Origin of the sequence: Achromobacter deleyi, assembly GCF_902859705.1 — a bacterium.
In the GTDB taxonomy this organism is placed as follows: Bacteria; Pseudomonadota; Gammaproteobacteria; order Burkholderiales; family Burkholderiaceae_B; genus Achromobacter; species Achromobacter deleyi.
Genome location: NZ_CADIJO010000008.1, coordinates 25,826 through 43,436, shown reverse-complemented (window position 1 = coordinate 43,436; position 17,611 = coordinate 25,826). Strand labels below are relative to the sequence as shown.

The window sequence follows — 17,611 nt, the reverse complement described above, 5'->3', positions numbered from 1 at the left end:
CGATCCGTTCAGACACGCCGCCTGGTCGCGGCAGATTCACATCGATTCAACACACGGCACAAGGCGCGGCATCCTGCGCCGCCGTATAAATCACACCATGCAAGGGGAATTCAATCATGGTCTATGCATTGCCGAAGTTCGCCGCGGCGCTGGTCGCGGCATTGGGAATCAGCGTGGGCGCCCAGGCGGCGCAGACGGGGTATCCGAACAAGCCGATCACGCTGGTGGTGCCGTTCGCGCCGGGCGGCACGGTGAACCTGATGGGGCGCCTGTTGGCCAACCATATGTCGGAAAAGCTGGGCCAGACGGTGATCGTCGAGAACAAGCCGGGCGGGGGCGGCAGCATCGGGGCCAATTTTGTGTCCAAGGCGGCGCCGGACGGCTACACGCTGCTGCTGGCGACGATGGGGCAGCAGTCGATTCTGCCGCTCTTGTCCAAGAACCTGCCGTACAACGCCGACAAGGATTTCGCGCCGGTGGCGTTGTTCTCGACGGTGCCCAATGTGCTGGCGGTGTCCAAGGACGCTCCGGCCACCACGGTGGCGGAATTGGTGGCGTACGGCCGCGCCAATCCGGGCAAGCTGAACATGGCGTCGGCGGGCATGGGCTCGGTCAATCACCTGACCGGTGAGCTTTTCATGTTCCGCTCCGGCGCCAAGTTCGAGCACGTGCCTTACCGTGGGGCGGGGCCGGCCACGTCGGACCTGCTGTCAGGCCAGGTGCAGGTGCTGTTCGCCAATCTGCCCAATGTGCTGCCCTACGTGAAGACGGGCCAGGTGCGCGTGCTGGCGGTGGCCAGCGATAAGCGCAGCGCATCCATCAAGGACGTACCGACGCTGGCGGAAGCGGGCGTGAAGGACGCGGTGGTCGAGTCCTGGTATGGCGTGATGGCGCCGGCAGGCACCGACCCGCAGGTGATTCGCAAGCTGCAGGACACGGTGATTGCGATTGCCAACGACAAGGCGCTGGTGGGGCAACTGGCCGATCAGGGCGCGGTGCCGTACCCGGGCACCAGCGAAGACCTGGCCAAGCTGTCTGCTGAAGAGACCCGGCGCTGGAAGGAAATCATCGACAGCGCGAAGATCCAGCTGGATTGAAGGCGCGTCCGCCTACAGGTCCATCACCATTTCATGCCAGGCCATGCCGCCGTGGTCGGACGGCGACGGCCGCACGTAGCGATAGCCCAGCTTGCGGTAAAGCTCGACGTGGCGTTCCTTGCACATCAGGTGGATGGTCTGCTTGCCCAATTGGCGGGCGTTGTCGACGAACGCGTGCATCAGTCGGGTGGAATAGCCCTTGCCCTGGTGGGCGGGGTCGACCACCACCGACATGATCACCACGTTGGGCGCATCCGGATCGTGGCCGACCAGTTCCTTGAACGCCTCGTCGGACATGACCACGTCGTGGGCGCAGCCGCTGTTGATGAAGCCGACGATCTGGCCGTCGGCCTCCAGCAGCAGGAAGCCCTGGGGATATTGGGCGATGCGGGTGGCGATCTTGGCGTGGGTGGCGGCTTCGTCGCCTTCGTAGGCGGTGGTCTCGATCTGGAAGCAGCGGTCGACGTCGGCGGGTTGGGGCGGGCGAAATACCAGATTGGGCATGGCGGTAGCGGTGCAGCAAAAACGGGCAAAGGCGGTATGGTAGCCGGTTCGCCGGCCGGTGCCCGCGCTGGGGCCCGCCGACCGCGCCGCAGACAAAAAAAGCGCATTCCCCGGGGAGGGGGAATGCGCGAAATAGCTGTGTGGCGTCGCACGAGAAACCTGCTTGCGGCGCCCCGCCGGCTTGCGGTACTTCGGCCCGAGTCCGCGAACTGCTGCGGGAACTCGCGGCCAGATTAGATACTGTTGGTCGCACGGCTATACCGTGCGTCTCAGTTTCAGGGTAATCCTCGGGGTATTTACTTTTTGTTATGCTCGGGACAGCCCAGCCTGCAGCCCACCGCGCAGCGACCTTCGAGCATGAACTCAAATGCTTCCCTGGCCGGCCCGCCGCCGTCCACCTCGTCCGATATCGTCCACCATCATTTCGATGTCGCGGCGCAGGCCCCCGAACGCCGTTTGCTGGCCTGGCGGGAACAGGTCGGCCACGTGGTCGACGTGCTGCCCACGCGTGATGCGCTGCAACAACCCTTCAATGCCTCGATCGACCGCTTTCGGGTCGGCCCCCTGATGTTCACGGATTGCCGTTCCGACGCCATGCGGCTGGAACGGTCGCTGGTGCGCATTTCGCGCGACAACATCCGGGATTTCGCCTTCCATGTGTTCCTGGAAGGCAGTGTGGACGGCGTTGCCGTGCGCAACGGGCCGCGCACGCAGGACGAGGGCGGCGGGGTACGGGTGCTGGCGGTGGACCTGGGCCAGCCGGTGCGGATGCGCCGCCATGCCTGCCGCATGCTGACGTTTTTCGTGCCCGCGGACATGGTGCTGGAGGTGTTTCCGGACCCGCAGGCGCTGCATGGCCGGATGCTGCGGGACGCCACGCCGCTGACCCGGCTGGCGCTGCGGCAGGCGGGGGCGCTGGGGCAGGCGGTGCGCGGCTTGAGCGCGGCACAGGCCCAGGACGACATCACCGCCTGCGTGCGGCTGCTGCTGGCCGCGTTCGGCAAGGATGCGCGCCTGTCCGGCAATGCCCGGGCGGCGGCGCGGGCCGCGATGTTCGGCGAGGTGCGGCGCTACATCCAGGCCAACCTGCACCAGGCCGGGCTGACCCCGGAATCCGTGGTGCAGGCGCTGCAATTGCCGCGGCCCACGGTGTACCGGATGTTCCAGCACGAAGGCGGGCTGGGCGCCTACATCCGCCACCTGCGGCTGCAGCTGGCAGCCGAGGAACTGGTGCGCTATCCGCACCTGACGGTGATGGAAATCGCGTACGGACTGGGGTTCGGCAGCGCATCGGACTTCACCCGGGCGTTTCGGCGCGCCTACGACATGGCGCCGCAGGAATTTCGCGAGCAATCGTGGCGGTGGCCGGAACCGGCGAAGCAGCCGGCTTAGGGAAGTCCCGTCCTATTGCGCGCAGACCTGCCGCACGCATTCCCTCAACCAGCGGTGCCCGGGGTCGGCGTCCATGCGCGGATGCCACAGCATGGACACGGTGATGCCGGGCGTGTCGACGGGCAGCGCGAAGCTGTGCATGCCGGCGCGCAGGTTGCCGGTGTGGCGCTCGGGCACGCTGGCGACGAGATCGGTACCGCGGGCCAGGGTCAGCGCGTCTGAAAAACCGGCCACGATGGTGGCGATCTGGCGGGTCAGGCCCAGGGACGCCAGGGCCTCGTCGATGGGACCCTTGTCCAGCCCGCGCCGCGATACCAGCACGTGCTGGCCGGCAGCGTAGCGGGCCGGCGTGATCTTGCCTTTGGCCAGCGGATGATCGGCGCGCACGGCGCCGATGAACCTGTCGCGGAACAGCGCGCGCGTGCGGATTTCGGGGCTGCTGGCGGCGCCGACCACGCCGGTTTCCAGATCCACGGTGCCATCGCGCAGCGGCGCGCTGTTCTTGTCGGACTTGGCGACAAAGCGCAGCGTGACGCCGGGCGCCTCGCGGCCCGCCAACGCGATGAGGGCGGCGCCGAAATTCTCCACGAAGCCGTCGCTGGTGCGCAGCGTGAACGTGCGCGCCAGCCGGGACGGGTCCAGCAATTCGGCGGGGCGCAGCACGGCGTGGGCTTCCTGCACCAGGCGGGCCACCTGCTCGCGCAGTTCGATGGCGCGCGGCGTGGGCACCAGCCCGCGGCCGGCCCGCACCAGCAAGGGATCGCCGGTGGTGTCGCGCAGGCGGGCCAGCGCCCGGCTCATGGCCGACGGGCTCAGGTGCAGGCGGCGCGCGGCGCGGGCGACGTTGCCTTCGGCCAGCAGCACGTCCAGCGTCAGCAGCAGGTTGAGGTCGGGGCGGGACATGGCGCGACGTTATCACGGCAGGCGCATCAGATGGCGTTTGGTGCACGTATAAAGTGCAAATGCTGCGTCTTCCGCCAGGGTTCGGGCGGCCATAAGCTGGCGGTCACGGTCGGCCCGGCGTACACAGGGCGGCCTTTTTCGATGCCAGCCTTCGCAGAAAACCATGCCGCACACTTTGTCGAACCCGAACCCGAACCCGAACCCGAACCCGAACCCGAACCCGAACCCGCCGGCCGCCGCTGCGCCGCGCACCTCCTGGGCCCTGGTCAGCCTGGCGCTGTCCTTGCTGCTGGCGTCCCTGGGCACCAGCAGCGCCAACGTGGGTTTGCCCGCATTGGCGCAGGCCTTCTCCGCGCCGTTCCCGCAAGTGCAGTGGATCGTGCTGGCCTACCTGTTGGCGATCACGGTCTGCGTGGTCGGCGCCGGCCGCCTGGGGGATCAATGGGGGCGCAAGCGCCTGTTGCTGGCGGGTATCGCGGTGTTCACCTTGGGGTCGGCGCTGTGCGGCCTGGCGCCCACGCTGGGGCTGCTGATCGCGGCGCGGGCCGTGCAGGGCGCGGGCGCGGCGGTGATGATGGCGCTGTCGATGGCCTTCGTGGGCGACATCCTGCCCAAGCACCGGACGGGTAGCGCGATGGGGCTGCTGGGCACGATGTCGGCGGTGGGCACCGCGCTGGGGCCGACGCTGGGCGGCGTGCTGATCGCCGCGCTGGGCTGGCGCTTTGTTTTCCTGGCAAACCTGCCGCTGGGCCTGCTGGCCATCATCCTGGTGGCGCGCTTTCTGCCGGCGGATCGCGCCAGGACGCCGGGCGCGGGCTTCGATGTGGCCGGCACGATGCTGCTGGGCGTCACGCTGGCGGCCTATGCGCTGGCGATGACGCTGGGACGCGGCGCGTTCGGCGCCTGGAACATTGGCCTGCTGCTGGCCGCGGCGGCGGGCACGTGGCTGTTCCTGCGGGTCGAATCCCGCGTAGCGGCCCCGCTGATGCACCCGGCCATGCTGCGTGAACGCGGGCTGGGGGCGGGCCTGGCCATGAACGCGCTGGTGTCGACGGTGATGATGGCGACGCTGGTGGTCGGCCCGTTCTACCTGACCCAGGCGTTGGGCCTGGGCGCGGCCGAGGCGGGCCTGGTGATGTCCGTGGGGCCGCTGATCAGCGCGGTATGCGGCGTGCCGGCCGGGCGCCTGGTGGACCGCCTGGGTGCGGCGCGGATGGCGCGGCGGGGCCTGGCCGCCATGGTGGCGGGCGCGGCCTTGCTGGCGGCGCTGCCCGCCACGCTGGGGGTGGCCGGTTACCTGGGGCCGATCGTGGTGCTGACGATCGGCTACGCGGTGTTCCAGGCGGCCAACAATACCGGCGTCATGGCCGATGTGGACGCGCGCCAGCGCGGGCTGGTGTCGGGCATGCTGAGCCTGTCGCGCAACCTGGGGCTGGTGACGGGCGCGTCGGCCATGGGCGCGGTGTTCGCCCTGGCGGCGGGGGCGGCGGACCTGGCTGCGGCGCCGCCCGCGGCGGTGGCGGGGGGAATGGGCGTGGCTTTTGGCGTGGCCGCGGCGCTGGCGGCCTGCGCCTGGGGCATCGGCGGGCGTGTGCAGCGGGGCTGAGCCTGGCGTTACCGGTTTGAACAGGTGCCGTGACCGGGCCCCGGCCGGGCCGGGCCGGATTGGCCGTGCCCCGGCGCTATCGGCGCGTGCGCTTGGGCCGCCCCACCAGCCGTTCGATGGCGGCGTCGTCGACCCCATCGGACGCGCCGTCAAAGGTATCGGCCTCGCGCAGCGCCTGCGGAAACACCAGGCCGGTGGCGCTTTCGATCCAGCTGATGGGCTTTTGCTGCAGCTTGAACAGCTTGTCGAAATGCAGCACTTCGAAGTCGATGCCGTCGACCAGCTTTTCCTGCGACAGGCGAAAACCCGTGGCCCGCAGCGCACCGCCCGCGTCGAACCAGGCGACCACCTTGAAGTTGCTCAGCGCCACCTGCACCGAGCTGTAGACGGGGTCGCTGCTCAGGAACAGCGGGCCGCTGTAGACGCAGATGCGTGCGCTTTTGCCGGCTTCGCCTTCCACGCCCTGTTCCAGCAGCAGTTGTTCCAGCCGGCCCCATTGGCCGTGGTAGCCCATGACGGCGCGGTTGAAGGCCGGCACCTGCGGCACGGCATTGGCATACGAGCAGGTCATGTCCGCGGCGGTCTTGGCAGCCTCCATGGTCGGCCCCCACTCGGCGTCTTCGCGGCGCGACAGGTGGCCGCGGTCAAAGCCGCTCTTGGCATACCAGGCGTCGTCCAGCTGGGCGGCGTAGTCGATGCGGTTGTCGCGCAGCCAGCGGTCCTTGCGGGTGCTGTTGTCCAGCTCGGCATAGCGCTGCTTGCCGTTGACGTTGAGGGCGCTGAGCACCGGCACGCGCCGCACGGCGTGCTGGATCGTGCTGAAGTGGTGGTACTTCAGCACGTAGTCGTTGGGGGCGTTGCCCTGCATCGCCAGTTTCTTGCGCAAGGCGGCGCTGGGGGCGGGCAGGGCAAGGCGCAGGCCCATGAACTGGTCGTCGTAGCCCAGGCAGGCCGAATAGTCCTGTTCGTCTTCGCGCTTGGTCTCGAAGGCTTGCGGCAGGGCCGTGGCCGGGTCGACCAGGGTCTGCACCGAGACCGGCTGGCCGGCGCTGACCACGATGCGGATTTCGACGGGGGCGGGATTCGGGGCGGCGGCCGGCGTCGGAACCGAAACCGGAGCCGAAACCGCAAGCGGGGCAAGCCCGAGTTCCTGCGCGGCCAGCACCGGCAACGACACGGCGGTGAAGGGCCGGGCGTTGGTATAGGCGGGGCTGCGCAGGGTCTGGATCAAGGGGTGCCGGTCGACGCCGCTGGCCGGCGACAGCAGGTAGCCGACGATGGCGCTGACACGAAAGCCGCGATTGCTGATCCACACCACGCGGGATTCATCGACGCGGCCGTTTTCGACGGGAACGGGCTGGCCGTCGCGGTCCAGGTAGTTGCCCGCGGCGTCTTTCTTTGCCACGCCCGCGCTGTGCAGGGCGATGACCTGCCATTCGTTGTTGAAGACGGCCGCGCCGCTGCTGCCCGGCGCGGTGTCGCTCTGGTAGATCAGCGCATCGGGCAGGCTGTTGTCGACGATTTCGTTGTTGCGCAACGCCACTTGCTTTTCGCGGCCGTCGGGGTGCTGCACGATGGTGGCGTAGTCGCCGGCGCCGGCCTTGCCCAGCGTGCCATCCAGCACCAGGTAACCCTGGTCCGACAGGCGCCGCTGGCCGCTCACGTCCCGCGGTTTGACCGCCACCAGCGCCAGGTCCAGCGCGGCGTAGGTGTGCAGGAGAGTCTCCGGGTCCAGGGCATGGGCCACGGGTTCCTGGCGCCGGCCCAGCACGTCGTATTCGTAGCCGAATTCGATCGCCGCGTCGTCGGCAAAGGCCGCGAATTCGGCGGCCGTGGCGACCGGAAAGACGTGGTGGTTGGTCAGCATCAGTTCGGGCGTGACCATGAAGCCGGTGGCGTAGGCGGCCCTGCGCGTGGTCTTGTCCAGATAGCGGACCCGCCCGACCGAACGCGCATGCAGGTAGCCGGACAGCAGGTAATTGCTGGGCAACAGGTCGTTGGTGCCGATGTAGCGTTCAAAGGCCAGGTCGGCGCTTTCGCGGGCGGTGGCCGACAGCATGGCGCGGCGCCGCTCGAAATGCACCGCGCCGTCCAGCTCGCGGGCCGACGCGGCCGCATTGCGCTGGCGCAGCGCGGTGACATCGTCGGCGCCGATGGGATACGCCGCTTCGGCTTGGGCAAGCAGTTCGACCGGCAGCTTCATGGAGGGTCTCCGCCAGGGTGGCGAAGCGGGGCTTCGCCTGGGTAGCGTCGAGCGTAGCGTGCGGTTGATGACAACTCTATTGCCGAAAAGGCGGAGGTCGGGTGGACGAGACCTGGGGCAAGAACCGCCGTGCCGGCGGCTCGGCCACCCCTTATCGGCTACCCGTCTCGTAGATGTCCCAGGCCTGCCCGGCATCTGCGTTGTCGTGAATCATCGCCATCAGCGCCCGCACCACCGCCGACGGATCGGCATGCTGGTAAACGTTTCGGCCGTACACCAGCCCCACGGCGCCCTGGTCCAGCAGTTCACGCGAGCGGCCAAAGACCTGGCGCAGGTCTTCCCGGCCTCCGCCGCGCACCAGCACCGGGCAGCGGGCGGCTTGCACGACGCGGTGAAAGTCCTGCGTGTGCGTGGTGGGGTCGGCCTTGACGATGTCGGCGCCCATTTCGCGCGCCAGCCGCACCAGCGTCACGATCTTTTCGGCGTCGCCATCGACCATGTAGCCGCCGCGCTCGGTGTGCGGCGCCATGACCAGCGGCTCGATCATCAGGGGCATGCCATAGCGGTCGCAGTCGGCGCGTACGCGGGCGATGTTGGCCACGCATTGGCGAAACAGGTCGGGTTCGCCGGGCAGCATGAACAGGTTGACCACGACGCAGGCCGCGTCCATCTGCACGGCCGGCAGCACGGGGTCTTGCTCGTTCTGCAGCACCGCCCACATGACGCGGTGGACGGTGGCGTTGTAGGGGTTGCCCATGTCCAGGCGCATCACCAGGGCGGGCTTGTCGCGGCCGGGCTGCTGCTGCAGCAGGTCGGCCTGGCCGTAGTTCAGCTGGATGGCGTCGGGGCCGGCGGCCAGCAGCTGGGCCATCACGGCGGGCATGTCTTCCAGCCCCGATAGAAAGCTGGGCTCGTTGCAGACGCCATGGTCCACGGCGATGTCCAGGCAGCGGCCGGCGTTCAGCAGGCGGTTCAGGCGGGCTTGTTTGAGGGACGGCATGAGGGCTCCGGGGTCAGTCCAGCGGGTTCAGTCCAACGCTTGCAGGTGGCGCTGGGCCGCCGCGTCGATGGTGGCGATGTGAGGGGGATCCAGGCGCAGCGCGGCGGCGCGCGCGTTCTGGGTGGCCTGGCGGGCATCGCGGGCGCCGCACAGCGCCGTGGTGACGCCGCCGGGCCGGGTGGTCCAGGCGATCATCAACTGCGCCAGCGTGCAGTCCAGTTGTTGGCGCAGCGGTTCCAGGTCCTGGAAAAACGCGTGCAGCCGGGTGCGGTTGGCGGTGGAAAAGCGCGGGTTGCCGGCGCGCTGGTCGTCGCCGCCGAACTGGCGCGCCGGGTCGATGGGGCCGGCCAGCAAGCCCAGCGCCAGCGACGAATAGCCCAGGATGCCGACGCTGTGCTCGCGGCACAGCGGCATCAGGGTGGATTCGATGTCGCGGTCGATCAGGCTGTAGCGTTCCTGTATGGCATCGACGGGGCCGTGGCGCAGGTATTCGGCCAAGGTCGCGGCTTCGACGTTGCTGACGCCGATGCCGCGGATCTTGCCCTGGCGCTTCAGGTCGAGCAGGGCGTCCATGGTTTCGGCCACTGGCGTGGTGTCATCCTGCCAGTGGGTGATGTACAGGTCGATATAGTCGGTGCGCAGCCGCGCCAGGCTTTGCTCGACTTCATGGAAGATCGACGCGCGCCCCAGGTGGCGGTGCACGGCATGGCCCTCTTCGTCAAAGAAGTGGCGGCCCTGGCGGGTGTGCCAGACCAGGCCGCACTTGGTGGCGACCACGGCCTGCTGGCGGCGGCCTTCCAGGGCGCGTCCGACCAGGTCTTCGGCGTGGCCCAGGCCGTAGGCCGGGGCCGTGTCGATCAACTGCACGCCGGCATCGAGCGAAGCGCGAATGGCGTCGATGGCGGCCGCGTCGTCGTTGCCGCCCCACATCCAGCCGCCCATGGCCCAGGTGCCCAGGCCCACGGTCTGGCAGCGGATGCCGGAAGTGCCCAGCGTGATGGTGTTCATCGGTGTCCTTTCTTGACGTTCATGAGATGGTCGACGGTGACGGCGCCGAGCAGAATCAGGCCCTTGACCACGTCCTGCCAATACGGCGATACGTCCAGCAGGATCAGCGAGCTGGTCACCACCGACAGCAGCGCCAGGCCCAGCACGGCGCCCAGCACGGTGCCCGAGCCGCCTTTCAGGCTGGCCCCGCCGATGACGACGGCGGCGATGACGTTCAGTTCCATGCCGACGCCGAACGTGGGCGTGGCGGCGCCGAAACGCGCGGTGTACACCACGCCGGCCAGGCCGGCCAGCGCCGAGCACAGCACGGTGACCCAGAACTTGACGCGGCCGGTGCGGATGCCGGCATACAGCGCGGCCTTTTCGTTGCTGCCGGTGTAGAACACCTTGCGCAGCAGGGCCGAGCGGCGCAGGGCGAAGTCGCTGATGGCGACGATGGCGCCGAAGATCAGGATCACGGCGGGGATGCCCGCAATGGTGCCCTGGCCGATGAACTTGAACTGCGCCGGCAAGGAAAACAGCGACTGCGGCGTGCCCTGGGTAATGGCCAGGCACAGGCCGCGCACGATCACCATGAAGGCCAGTGACGCAATGAAGTGGGACAGACCGATGCGCGTGACGCAGCCGCCGATCATGGCGCCCACTGCGGCGCTGGCGGCAATGGCCGCCAGGCCCGCCGTCCAGGGGTCCAGCCCCATCAGGAACAGCTTGCCGGTCACCACCATCGCCAGGCACACCACCGAGCCCACCGACAGGTCGATGCCGCCGACGATGACCAGGAAGGTCATGCCGACCACCACGATGCCTTCAATGGAAAACGACAGCAGCATCGCCCGCACGTTTTCCCAGGTCAGGAAGTGGGGCGAGGCGAAACTCATCACGATGCACAGCGCGGCAATGATCAGCAGCAGGCCGGCTTCGCGCAGGCTGGCCAGCCGGTGGCGCAGGCGCGGCGGCGCGTCGGCGGCCCGGGCAGGGGGCGCCAGCGCGGCGCTGGCCGATGGCGGGGAGGGTAGGTTCGTCATCATGCCGTCTCCTGTGCACCCAGGCCCGAGGCCAGCCTGAGCAGCTTTTCTTCTGTCATGTCGGCGCGGGCCAGCTCGCCGGCCAGCCTGCCGTTGCGGATCACCAGCGCGCGGTCGCACAGGCCGATGATTTCGGGCAATTCCGAAGAAATCACCACCACGCCCACGCCCTGGTCGGCCAGTTCGCGCAGCAGGTGGTGGATTTCAGACTTGGCGCCCACGTCGACGCCGCGCGTGGGTTCGTCCATCAGCAGCACGGCGGGGCGGGTGGCCAGCAGCTTGGCGATGGCCACCTTCTGCTGGTTGCCGCCCGACAGGCAGGCCGCGTCCTGGCCCACGCCGGCCGCCTTGAGCTTGAGCCGCGTGCCCAGGTCGACGGCCAGCTGGCGTTCTGCCGTGCGCCGCAAGAGGCCGAAGCGGCTGCTGATGCGCGCCAGCGCCATGGACGACACGTTCTGTTCGATCGGCATGTCCAGGAACAGGCCGGCGGCCTTGCGGTCTTCGCTGAGGTAGGCGATGCCATGGCGTAGCGCATCGGCGTAACGCCGCAGCCGCAGGGGCTTGCCGCGCAGGCTGACCGTGCCCTGGCGCGCGCGCCGCAGGCCGCAGACGGTTTCGGCCAGCTCGCTGCGGCCGGCGCCCATCAGCCCGGAAATGCCCAGGATCTCGCCGCGCCGCAGGCTGAACGAAATGCCATGCACGCGCGCGCCGTCGTCGATGTCCTGCACGTCCAGCAGGGTCTCGGGCGGCTGGGCGGTATCGGCCTGCCCGGGCGGGTAATAGTTGCCCAGGTCGCGTCCGACCATGCTGCGCACCAGGGCGTCCGGCGTCATGTCGGCAATGGCGGCGCAATGCACGTCGCGGCCATCGCGCAGCACGGTGACGCGGTCGCAGTGTTCGAAGATCTCGGCCATGCGGTGGCTGATGTAGATGATGCCGATGCCCTGCGCCTTCAGGCCGTGCAGCACGCGAAACAGCGCGGCCGATTCCACTTCGGTCAGCGCCGCGGTGGGTTCGTCCAGGATCAGCACCTTGCAGTCCAGCATCAGCGCGCGGGCAATCTCGACCAGTTGCTGGCGCGAGATGCCCAGTTGGTCCACCCGCAGCGCCGGGTCGATGTCCTGGCCCAGCCGGCGCAGCACCTGCGCGGCGCGGCGGTTCAGGTCGGCGTAGTCCATCCAGGCGCCGGGCTGCGTGTTGATGTGCGGCATGAACAGGTTTTCGGCCACGGTGGCATCGCCGCACAGCGCGATTTCCTGGTGCACCAGGCCGATGCCCAGCCGCATGGCATGGGCCGGCCCGTCGATGGCCACCCGCTGGCCTTCGAGCAGGATGGCGCCGGCGTCGGGCGCATGGATGCCGTCGATGATCTTCATCAGCGTCGACTTGCCGGCGCCGTTCTCGCCGCACAGAGCATGGATTTCGCCCCGCTGCAGCGAGAAGCACACGCCGGCCAGCGCCTGCGCCGCGCCGAAGCGCTTGCTGATGCCCTGCAGTTCCAGCAGGGGCGCGGCGGGCGTCATTCGTTGATGCCCTTGGTGCCGCGGCGCGCCAGGTACTTGTCCCAATAGAAGTCGTCGGCGTTGGCCTTGCTGACGATGGACAGGCCGTTGTCCAGGAACGGCACCGCCATGGGGTTGCTGCCGTTGCGCTTGGCGTCGTTCATGGGGTCGATCAGTTGCTGGTTGCGCGCCAGGAACAGCAGCATCATGCCCATGTAGCCCTGCACGCCCTGGTTGGGGTTGACCGAACCGTAGACCTCGCCGGACTTGATCATGTCCAGGATCTTGGCGTTGACGTCGCAGCACAGCACCTTGATGTTCTTCTTGGTTTCGATGCTGGCCTGCGCCGCGCCCAGCGCGGAATTGGCCTCGGGCATGAACAGGGCGCCCAGGCCGGGGTTGGCCTGCGCCAGGCTCAGCGTGGCCTGGTAGGCCTTGTTCGGGTCCTGGTTGCTGGCGGCGCGGCCCACCAGCTTCATGCCGGGGTGCTTGGTCTTCATGCGGTTGATGAAGGCGGCGATGCGGCGGTCGTGGTTGTCCTGGCCGGGGTTTTCCAGCACGGCGTATTCGCCCTTGCCGCCCAGGGCCGCGGCGATCGCGTCGGCCGCCTGCGCGCCTTCGCGGTCGTTATCCGACGTCACGAACGACACGCGCTTGGAGTTGGGCGAATCGGCCGCGAAGGTCACCACCGGAATGCCCATGGCCGCGGCGCGGTTGATGGGCTCGATGAAGGGGTCGGGGTTCATCGGATGCAGCAGGATGCCGGCGGGCTTGCGCGCCAGTTCCTGCTCGAACGAGGCCAGCTGCTTGTTGACGTCGTATTCGGGCGTGCCCGAATAGCGGGTGCGTACGCCCAGCGACTGGCCCAGCTGCTTCATCATTTCGTACACCGGGAACCAGTACTCCACGCCCGACACCATCACGTTCATCACGTAGACGTCATTGGCGTTGCCGCGCAGCCCGGGGGCTTGCGGCGCGGCCTGCGCAAAGGCATTGGCGCTGGCCAGGCCCGCGCCCGCCGCCGCCACGGTCTTCAGGAAATCTCGTCTCATGTCTCCGCTCCTTTTTTTGCATGGATGCAACCATCGGCCGTCTGGCCCGGGGAACCTGCCGATCGACCTGATTCGATCGATTCGTTGTTATGACATCGACAGCACTATAGGGCAGCCGAAATTTTTAGATTACTAGGGGAAACACTGCTATTCTGCCGAAAATTTCCGTAGACAATGTTATGACATGAGAACAGACATCTACCTCGGGATAGACATGGGCTCCACGGGCTTGAAGGCGGTTGCCTTCGAAGCCGGGAGCGGAGCCACCCTGGCGGCCGCGGGCGGGGCGCTGCCGTATCGGCAACTGCCGCAGGGCGGGTGCGAGCTGGCGGCCGACGCCATCGCGTCCGCGCTGGCACACGCCCTGCAAGGCGTGGCGCAGCAACTGGGCGAACGCCTGCGCGATCTGCGCGCGCTCAGTTGCACGGGCCACGGTGCGGGCCTGTATCTGCTGGACGAGGGCGGCCGCTTGCTGGGCGCCAGCGCAGTCGCGTCCACTGACCAACGCGCCGCGGCCCGCGCCCGCGCGCTGGGGCAGCGGCTGGGCGATGCGCTGTATGACGAGGTGGGCTGCCGGCCGTGGTCGGGGCAGTCATCGCTGATCGCGGCCGAGCGTTTCCAGGCCGATCCGGCGCTGCGCGGCCGCGTGCGGCACCTGCTGTTCGCCAAGGACTACCTGGCGTTCCTGCTGACCGGCCAGGTCGCCACCGATGCCAGCGACGCCAGCACGGCGGGCCTGTTGAATCTGAAGACCGGCGCCTGGTCGGCCATGGCGTTCGAAGCCGCCGGGGTGGCCGACCTGCATGCGCAGGCGGCGCCCCTTTTGGCTGCCGGATCGGTGGTCGGGCAGGTGTCGGCGTCCGCCGCGGCGGCCTTCGGCCTGCCGGCGGGCGTGCCGGTGGCGATGGGCGCGATCGATCTGCTGGCATCGTTGCGGGCCGTGGGCGCCGAGCGCGTAGGCCACGCGGTGGCGGTGCTGGGCACCTGGTGCGTCAATGCCGTGGTGGCGCCCGCGCGCGAACCCAAGCCGCAGGTCGGCGCCATCGTCCGTTTCGGCGACCCCGACCGCCGGCTGTATCTTGAGAACAGTCCGTCGTCGATGGCCAATGTGGCCTGGGCGGCGCGGGCGCTGCAATTTCCCGATGCGGCCGCGGTGGTCGACAGCGCGATGTCGGTGCCCCTGGGGGCCGAGGGCCTGCGCTTTCTGCCGTTCATCAACGGCGGCAACTGGCCACCGGGCGCCAGCGCGGGGTTCGTAGGGTTGCAAGGCCACCATAGTCGCGCCCATATGGCGCGGGCTGTGGTGGATGGCGTGGCGGCCTGGCATGCCTGGCACCTGAAGCGCCTGGCGGATCAGGGGCTGGGCGTGGCGGGCAGGGTGGCCGCACTGGGCGGCGGTGCTCGCGACCGCCGCATGGCGCAACTGCTGGCCGGCCTGCTGGGCCACGCGGTCGAGCGTTGCGGTGACGATGAAACCGGCGCGCGCGGTGCTGCGGGGTATGCGGCGCTGTCGCAGGGCGCCGATGATTGCCTGCCGGCGCCGTGCGAGCGGGTCGAGCCGGACCCGGGGCAGCAGTCGGCGCATGCCGATTTCTACGCGCAATTCCATGCGCTGGTGGACAGCATGGCGCCGGTTTTCGCGCAGGTGACGGGAGCCGCGCGATGAGCGCCGCCGGTACGTCCACAGCCGGCACGCCCGCCGCCGGTACGCCCGCCGCCGGTACGCCCGCCGCCGGTACGCCCGCCGCCGGTACGCCCGCCGCCGGTACGCCCGCAGCCGGTATGCCCGCCGCCGACACCCCATACTTGCGACCCGCCCAGCTCGCCGGCCGCCATTTTTCCACTGTGATCGTCGGCGCCGGGGTCAACGGTGCGGGCGTCTTTCGCGACCTGTGCCTGCAAGGCGTGGACTGCCTGATCGTGGACAAGGGCGACATCGCCGCGGGCGCCAGCAGCGCGCCGTCGCGCATGATCCACGGCGGCCTGCGCTACCTGGAAAGCGGCGCGTTTTCTCTGGTGGCCGAGGCCACGCGCGAACGCAACCTGCTCTTGCGCAACGCCGCCCACTTGGTGCGGCCGCTGGAAACCGTGGTGCCGCTGTCCAGCCGCTTCGGCGGGCTGGTGGGTAGCGTGCTGCGTTTTGCGGGCCTGCGCGCTTCGCCGGGCGCGCGCGGGCTGTGCGTGGTGGGGCTGGGGCTGCGCCTGTACGACCGCCTGGGCCGGCGCCAGCGCGTCATGCCGGAACACCGCATCGCGCGCGTGCCGGCCGCTGACGGCGCCTTGTTCGGCGCCGCGGTGCGCTGGACGGCCACCTACTACGACGCCTGGATCCGCCACCCGGAATGGCTGGTGCTGGAACTGATTCGCGATGGCCATCGCGACCAGCCCGCGTCCGCGGCGTCCAACTATTGCAGCGTCACGGCGTGCCAAGGGCGCACGGTGACGTTACGCGATGGCCTCACCGGCGAATCGGTGCAGGTCACGGCCGACACCGTGGTCAACGCCACCGGTGCGTGGCTGGACCGCTCTGCCGGCGCGCTGCAAGGCCAGGGTTCGCGCGTGATGGGTACCAAGGGTTCGCACCTGATCCTGGATCATCCGGCGCTGCGCGATGCCTTGCGCGGCCGCATGGCGTACTTCGAGGCGTCCGATGGCCGAGTCTGCATCGTCTATCCTTTCCTGGACCGCGTGCTGGTCGGGTCCACCGACATTCCGGTGGACGATCCCGACCAGGCGGCCACCGATCCGGCCGAGATCGACTACCTGCTGGACGTGCTGCGCGAGGTGTTCCCGCGGCTGGATTTTGGCCGCGGCGACGTGGTCTACACTTACGTCGGCGTCAGGCCTTTGGCCCATTCGGATGCCGACAAGCCGGGCCAGATCTCGCGCGACCACGCGGTGGTGATCGACCCGCCGAACGCTTCGCGCGACGTGCCGCTGATCTGCCTGGTGGGCGGCAAATGGACCACCTTTCGCTCGTTGGCGCAACTGGCGGCCGATGCGGTGCTGGCGCAATTGGGCCGCGCCCGCGCGCATTCCACCGAACAGTTGGCCATCGGTGGAGGCGCCGGCATGCCGGCCGATGCGCCAGGGCTGGACCGTCTGCTCGATGCCATCCAGGCGGCCAGCGGCCTGGGCCGCGCGCGCGTGGCCGAACTGGTCAGCCGGTATGGTTCCGGGGCGCAGGCGCTGGCGCGGGGCTTTGCGCACGAAGGCGATGCGCCGCTGCGGCACGCGCCGGAATATTCGGCGCCGGAAGTGCGTTTCCTATGCCGCGACACCGCCGTGCAGCATCTGGCCGATCTGGTCATCCGCCGCACGCTGCTGGCCATTCGCGGCCGCATGACCGCCGCGCTGGCGGCCGAGCTGGCCGGCATTGCCGCGGCCGAGCTGGGCTGGAGCCCCGCGCGCCGCGACGCCGAATTGCAGGCCTGCATCGCCACCTTGCGCGATCGGCACTTTGTTTTGTTTCCCGTTTCGATTTCCAGTCCCGTCACGATATGAGCAGCTCGACCCCGACCGAAGACACCGTACTGGACCGCAGCGCCGGCGCCCCGTTGTGGGCGCAGTTCCGCGATGTGGTGCGCGGCAAGATCCTGCAAGGCGAACTGGCCGTGGGCGCCAAGCTGCCGACCGAAGCCGAGTTCGGCGAGCAATACGGCATTTCGCGCATCGTGGTGCGCGAAGCCCTGGCCGACCTGGTGCGCAATGGCCTGATCTACAAGATCCGAGGGCAGGGCGCCTTTGTGTCGGCGCGCGAACGCGACGAGGATTTCGTCTCGACGGTGCTGGGCTTCTCGGATGAAATGGAACGCAAGGGCCGCACGGTGCGCACCCAGGTGCTGCTGCAGGAACTGCGTGCGCCCACCGCGCGCGAGGCCACGTCGCTGGGCCTGGCCGACGACGCGCAGGTGGTGGCGCTGAAACGCCTGCGCAGCGTGGACGGCGAATTGCAGCTGCTGGTGGAAACCGCAGTGCCCGCGGACCTGGCGCCGGGGCTGAACCGCACCCGGCTGGAAAATCGTTCGCTCTACGACGTGCTACGCCGCCAGTACGGCCTGCGCATCGTGCGCGCCGAGCGCTGGATCGACGCGGTGCTGCCCGACGCCGAGACCTGCGCGTTGCTGGGCATGACCGAGCCCGAGCCGCTGCTGCGCATCGAGTCGATTGCGTACGGCGCCAATGGCCGGCCGCTGGAACACTACCGCGCGCTGCACCGCTGCCAGACCAGCCGCCTGCACGTGCAGACGACGACCTAGCCGGTTGCGTCGCTTACGCGGGCGGGCACCCCCATCTTGCCTGTCCCGCCGTTTGCACGG

The 17,611-nt window shown here is 69.1% G+C and carries 14 protein-coding genes; 6 read left to right on the top strand and 8 right to left on the bottom strand.

Annotated features, from left to right (window positions below; translation table 11 throughout):
- Positions 1 to 116 precede the first annotated feature (116 nt).
- A complete protein-coding gene (locus tag HV798_RS13585) occupies positions 117 to 1,097 on the top strand; it encodes a Bug family tripartite tricarboxylate transporter substrate binding protein (RefSeq protein WP_175192188.1) in 981 nt (326 codons plus the stop codon).
- A gap of 12 nt (positions 1,098 to 1,109) precedes the next feature.
- On the opposite strand, the gene HV798_RS13580 is transcribed toward HV798_RS13585, so the two are convergent.
- Positions 1,110 to 1,601 carry a GNAT family N-acetyltransferase gene (locus HV798_RS13580; RefSeq protein WP_025140700.1) on the bottom strand — a complete coding sequence of 164 codons (492 nt, stop codon included), beginning with the start codon at positions 1,599 to 1,601 and terminating at the stop codon, positions 1,110 to 1,112.
- Between the two features lie 357 nt (positions 1,602 to 1,958).
- Between HV798_RS13580 and HV798_RS13575 the strand changes: the two genes are divergently transcribed.
- Positions 1,959 to 2,993, top strand: a complete 1,035-nt coding sequence (locus HV798_RS13575; protein WP_175192189.1) for an AraC family transcriptional regulator — start codon at positions 1,959 to 1,961, stop codon at positions 2,991 to 2,993.
- Positions 2,994 to 3,005: 12 nt separating this feature from the next.
- Here HV798_RS13575 and HV798_RS13570 read toward each other — a convergent pair whose 3' ends face one another.
- Entirely contained in the window at positions 3,006 to 3,896 is an 891-nt protein-coding gene (locus HV798_RS13570; protein ID WP_175192190.1) for a LysR family transcriptional regulator, read from the bottom strand.
- A 163-nt stretch (positions 3,897 to 4,059) separates the two neighbouring features.
- Here HV798_RS13570 and HV798_RS13565 point away from each other — a divergent pair, with 163 nt between their 5' ends.
- Positions 4,060 to 5,502 (top strand): MFS transporter, encoded by a 1,443-nt coding sequence (locus HV798_RS13565; protein WP_175192191.1) that lies wholly within the window; start codon positions 4,060 to 4,062, stop codon positions 5,500 to 5,502.
- 76 nt (positions 5,503 to 5,578) lie between these two features.
- On the opposite strand, the gene HV798_RS13560 is transcribed toward HV798_RS13565, so the two are convergent.
- From HV798_RS13560 to HV798_RS13535, 6 genes are all read right to left on the bottom strand, one after another.
- Complete coding sequence (locus HV798_RS13560) at positions 5,579 to 7,705, bottom strand: DNA/RNA non-specific endonuclease (RefSeq protein WP_175192192.1); 2,127 nt, start codon at positions 7,703 to 7,705, stop codon at positions 5,579 to 5,581.
- 151 nt (positions 7,706 to 7,856) lie between these two features.
- A complete protein-coding gene (locus HV798_RS13555) occupies positions 7,857 to 8,705 on the bottom strand; it encodes a class I fructose-bisphosphate aldolase (protein WP_175192193.1) in 849 nt (282 codons plus the stop codon).
- Between the two features lie 27 nt (positions 8,706 to 8,732).
- Positions 8,733 to 9,713 (bottom strand): aldo/keto reductase, encoded by a 981-nt coding sequence (locus tag HV798_RS13550; RefSeq protein ID WP_175192194.1) that lies wholly within the window; start codon positions 9,711 to 9,713, stop codon positions 8,733 to 8,735.
- Complete coding sequence (locus HV798_RS13545; RefSeq protein ID WP_175192195.1) at positions 9,710 to 10,741, bottom strand: ABC transporter permease; 1,032 nt, start codon at positions 10,739 to 10,741, stop codon at positions 9,710 to 9,712. The genes HV798_RS13550 and HV798_RS13545 overlap by 4 nt, the downstream gene beginning before the upstream one ends.
- Positions 10,738 to 12,261, bottom strand: coding sequence for a sugar ABC transporter ATP-binding protein (locus HV798_RS13540; protein ID WP_175192196.1), 1,524 nt, complete (start codon positions 12,259 to 12,261; stop codon positions 10,738 to 10,740). Before HV798_RS13540 ends, HV798_RS13545 begins: the two co-directional genes overlap by 4 nt.
- Complete coding sequence (locus HV798_RS13535; protein WP_025140691.1) at positions 12,258 to 13,292, bottom strand: substrate-binding domain-containing protein; 1,035 nt, start codon at positions 13,290 to 13,292, stop codon at positions 12,258 to 12,260. The genes HV798_RS13540 and HV798_RS13535 overlap by 4 nt, the downstream gene beginning before the upstream one ends.
- Before the next feature lie 184 nt (positions 13,293 to 13,476).
- Between HV798_RS13535 and HV798_RS13530 the strand changes: the two genes are divergently transcribed.
- From HV798_RS13530 to HV798_RS13520, 3 genes are all read left to right on the top strand, one after another.
- Positions 13,477 to 14,958: an FGGY family carbohydrate kinase gene (locus tag HV798_RS13530; RefSeq protein ID WP_175192197.1), complete on the top strand. Its 1,482-nt coding sequence runs from the start codon at positions 13,477 to 13,479 to the stop codon at positions 14,956 to 14,958.
- Between the two features lie 116 nt (positions 14,959 to 15,074).
- Positions 15,075 to 16,796: a glycerol-3-phosphate dehydrogenase/oxidase gene (locus HV798_RS13525; RefSeq protein WP_175192235.1), complete on the top strand. Its 1,722-nt coding sequence runs from the start codon at positions 15,075 to 15,077 to the stop codon at positions 16,794 to 16,796.
- Positions 16,793 to 17,551, top strand: a complete 759-nt coding sequence (locus tag HV798_RS13520; protein WP_175192198.1) for a GntR family transcriptional regulator — start codon at positions 16,793 to 16,795, stop codon at positions 17,549 to 17,551. Before HV798_RS13525 ends, HV798_RS13520 begins: the two co-directional genes overlap by 4 nt.
- Positions 17,552 to 17,611: the final 60 nt, after the last annotated feature.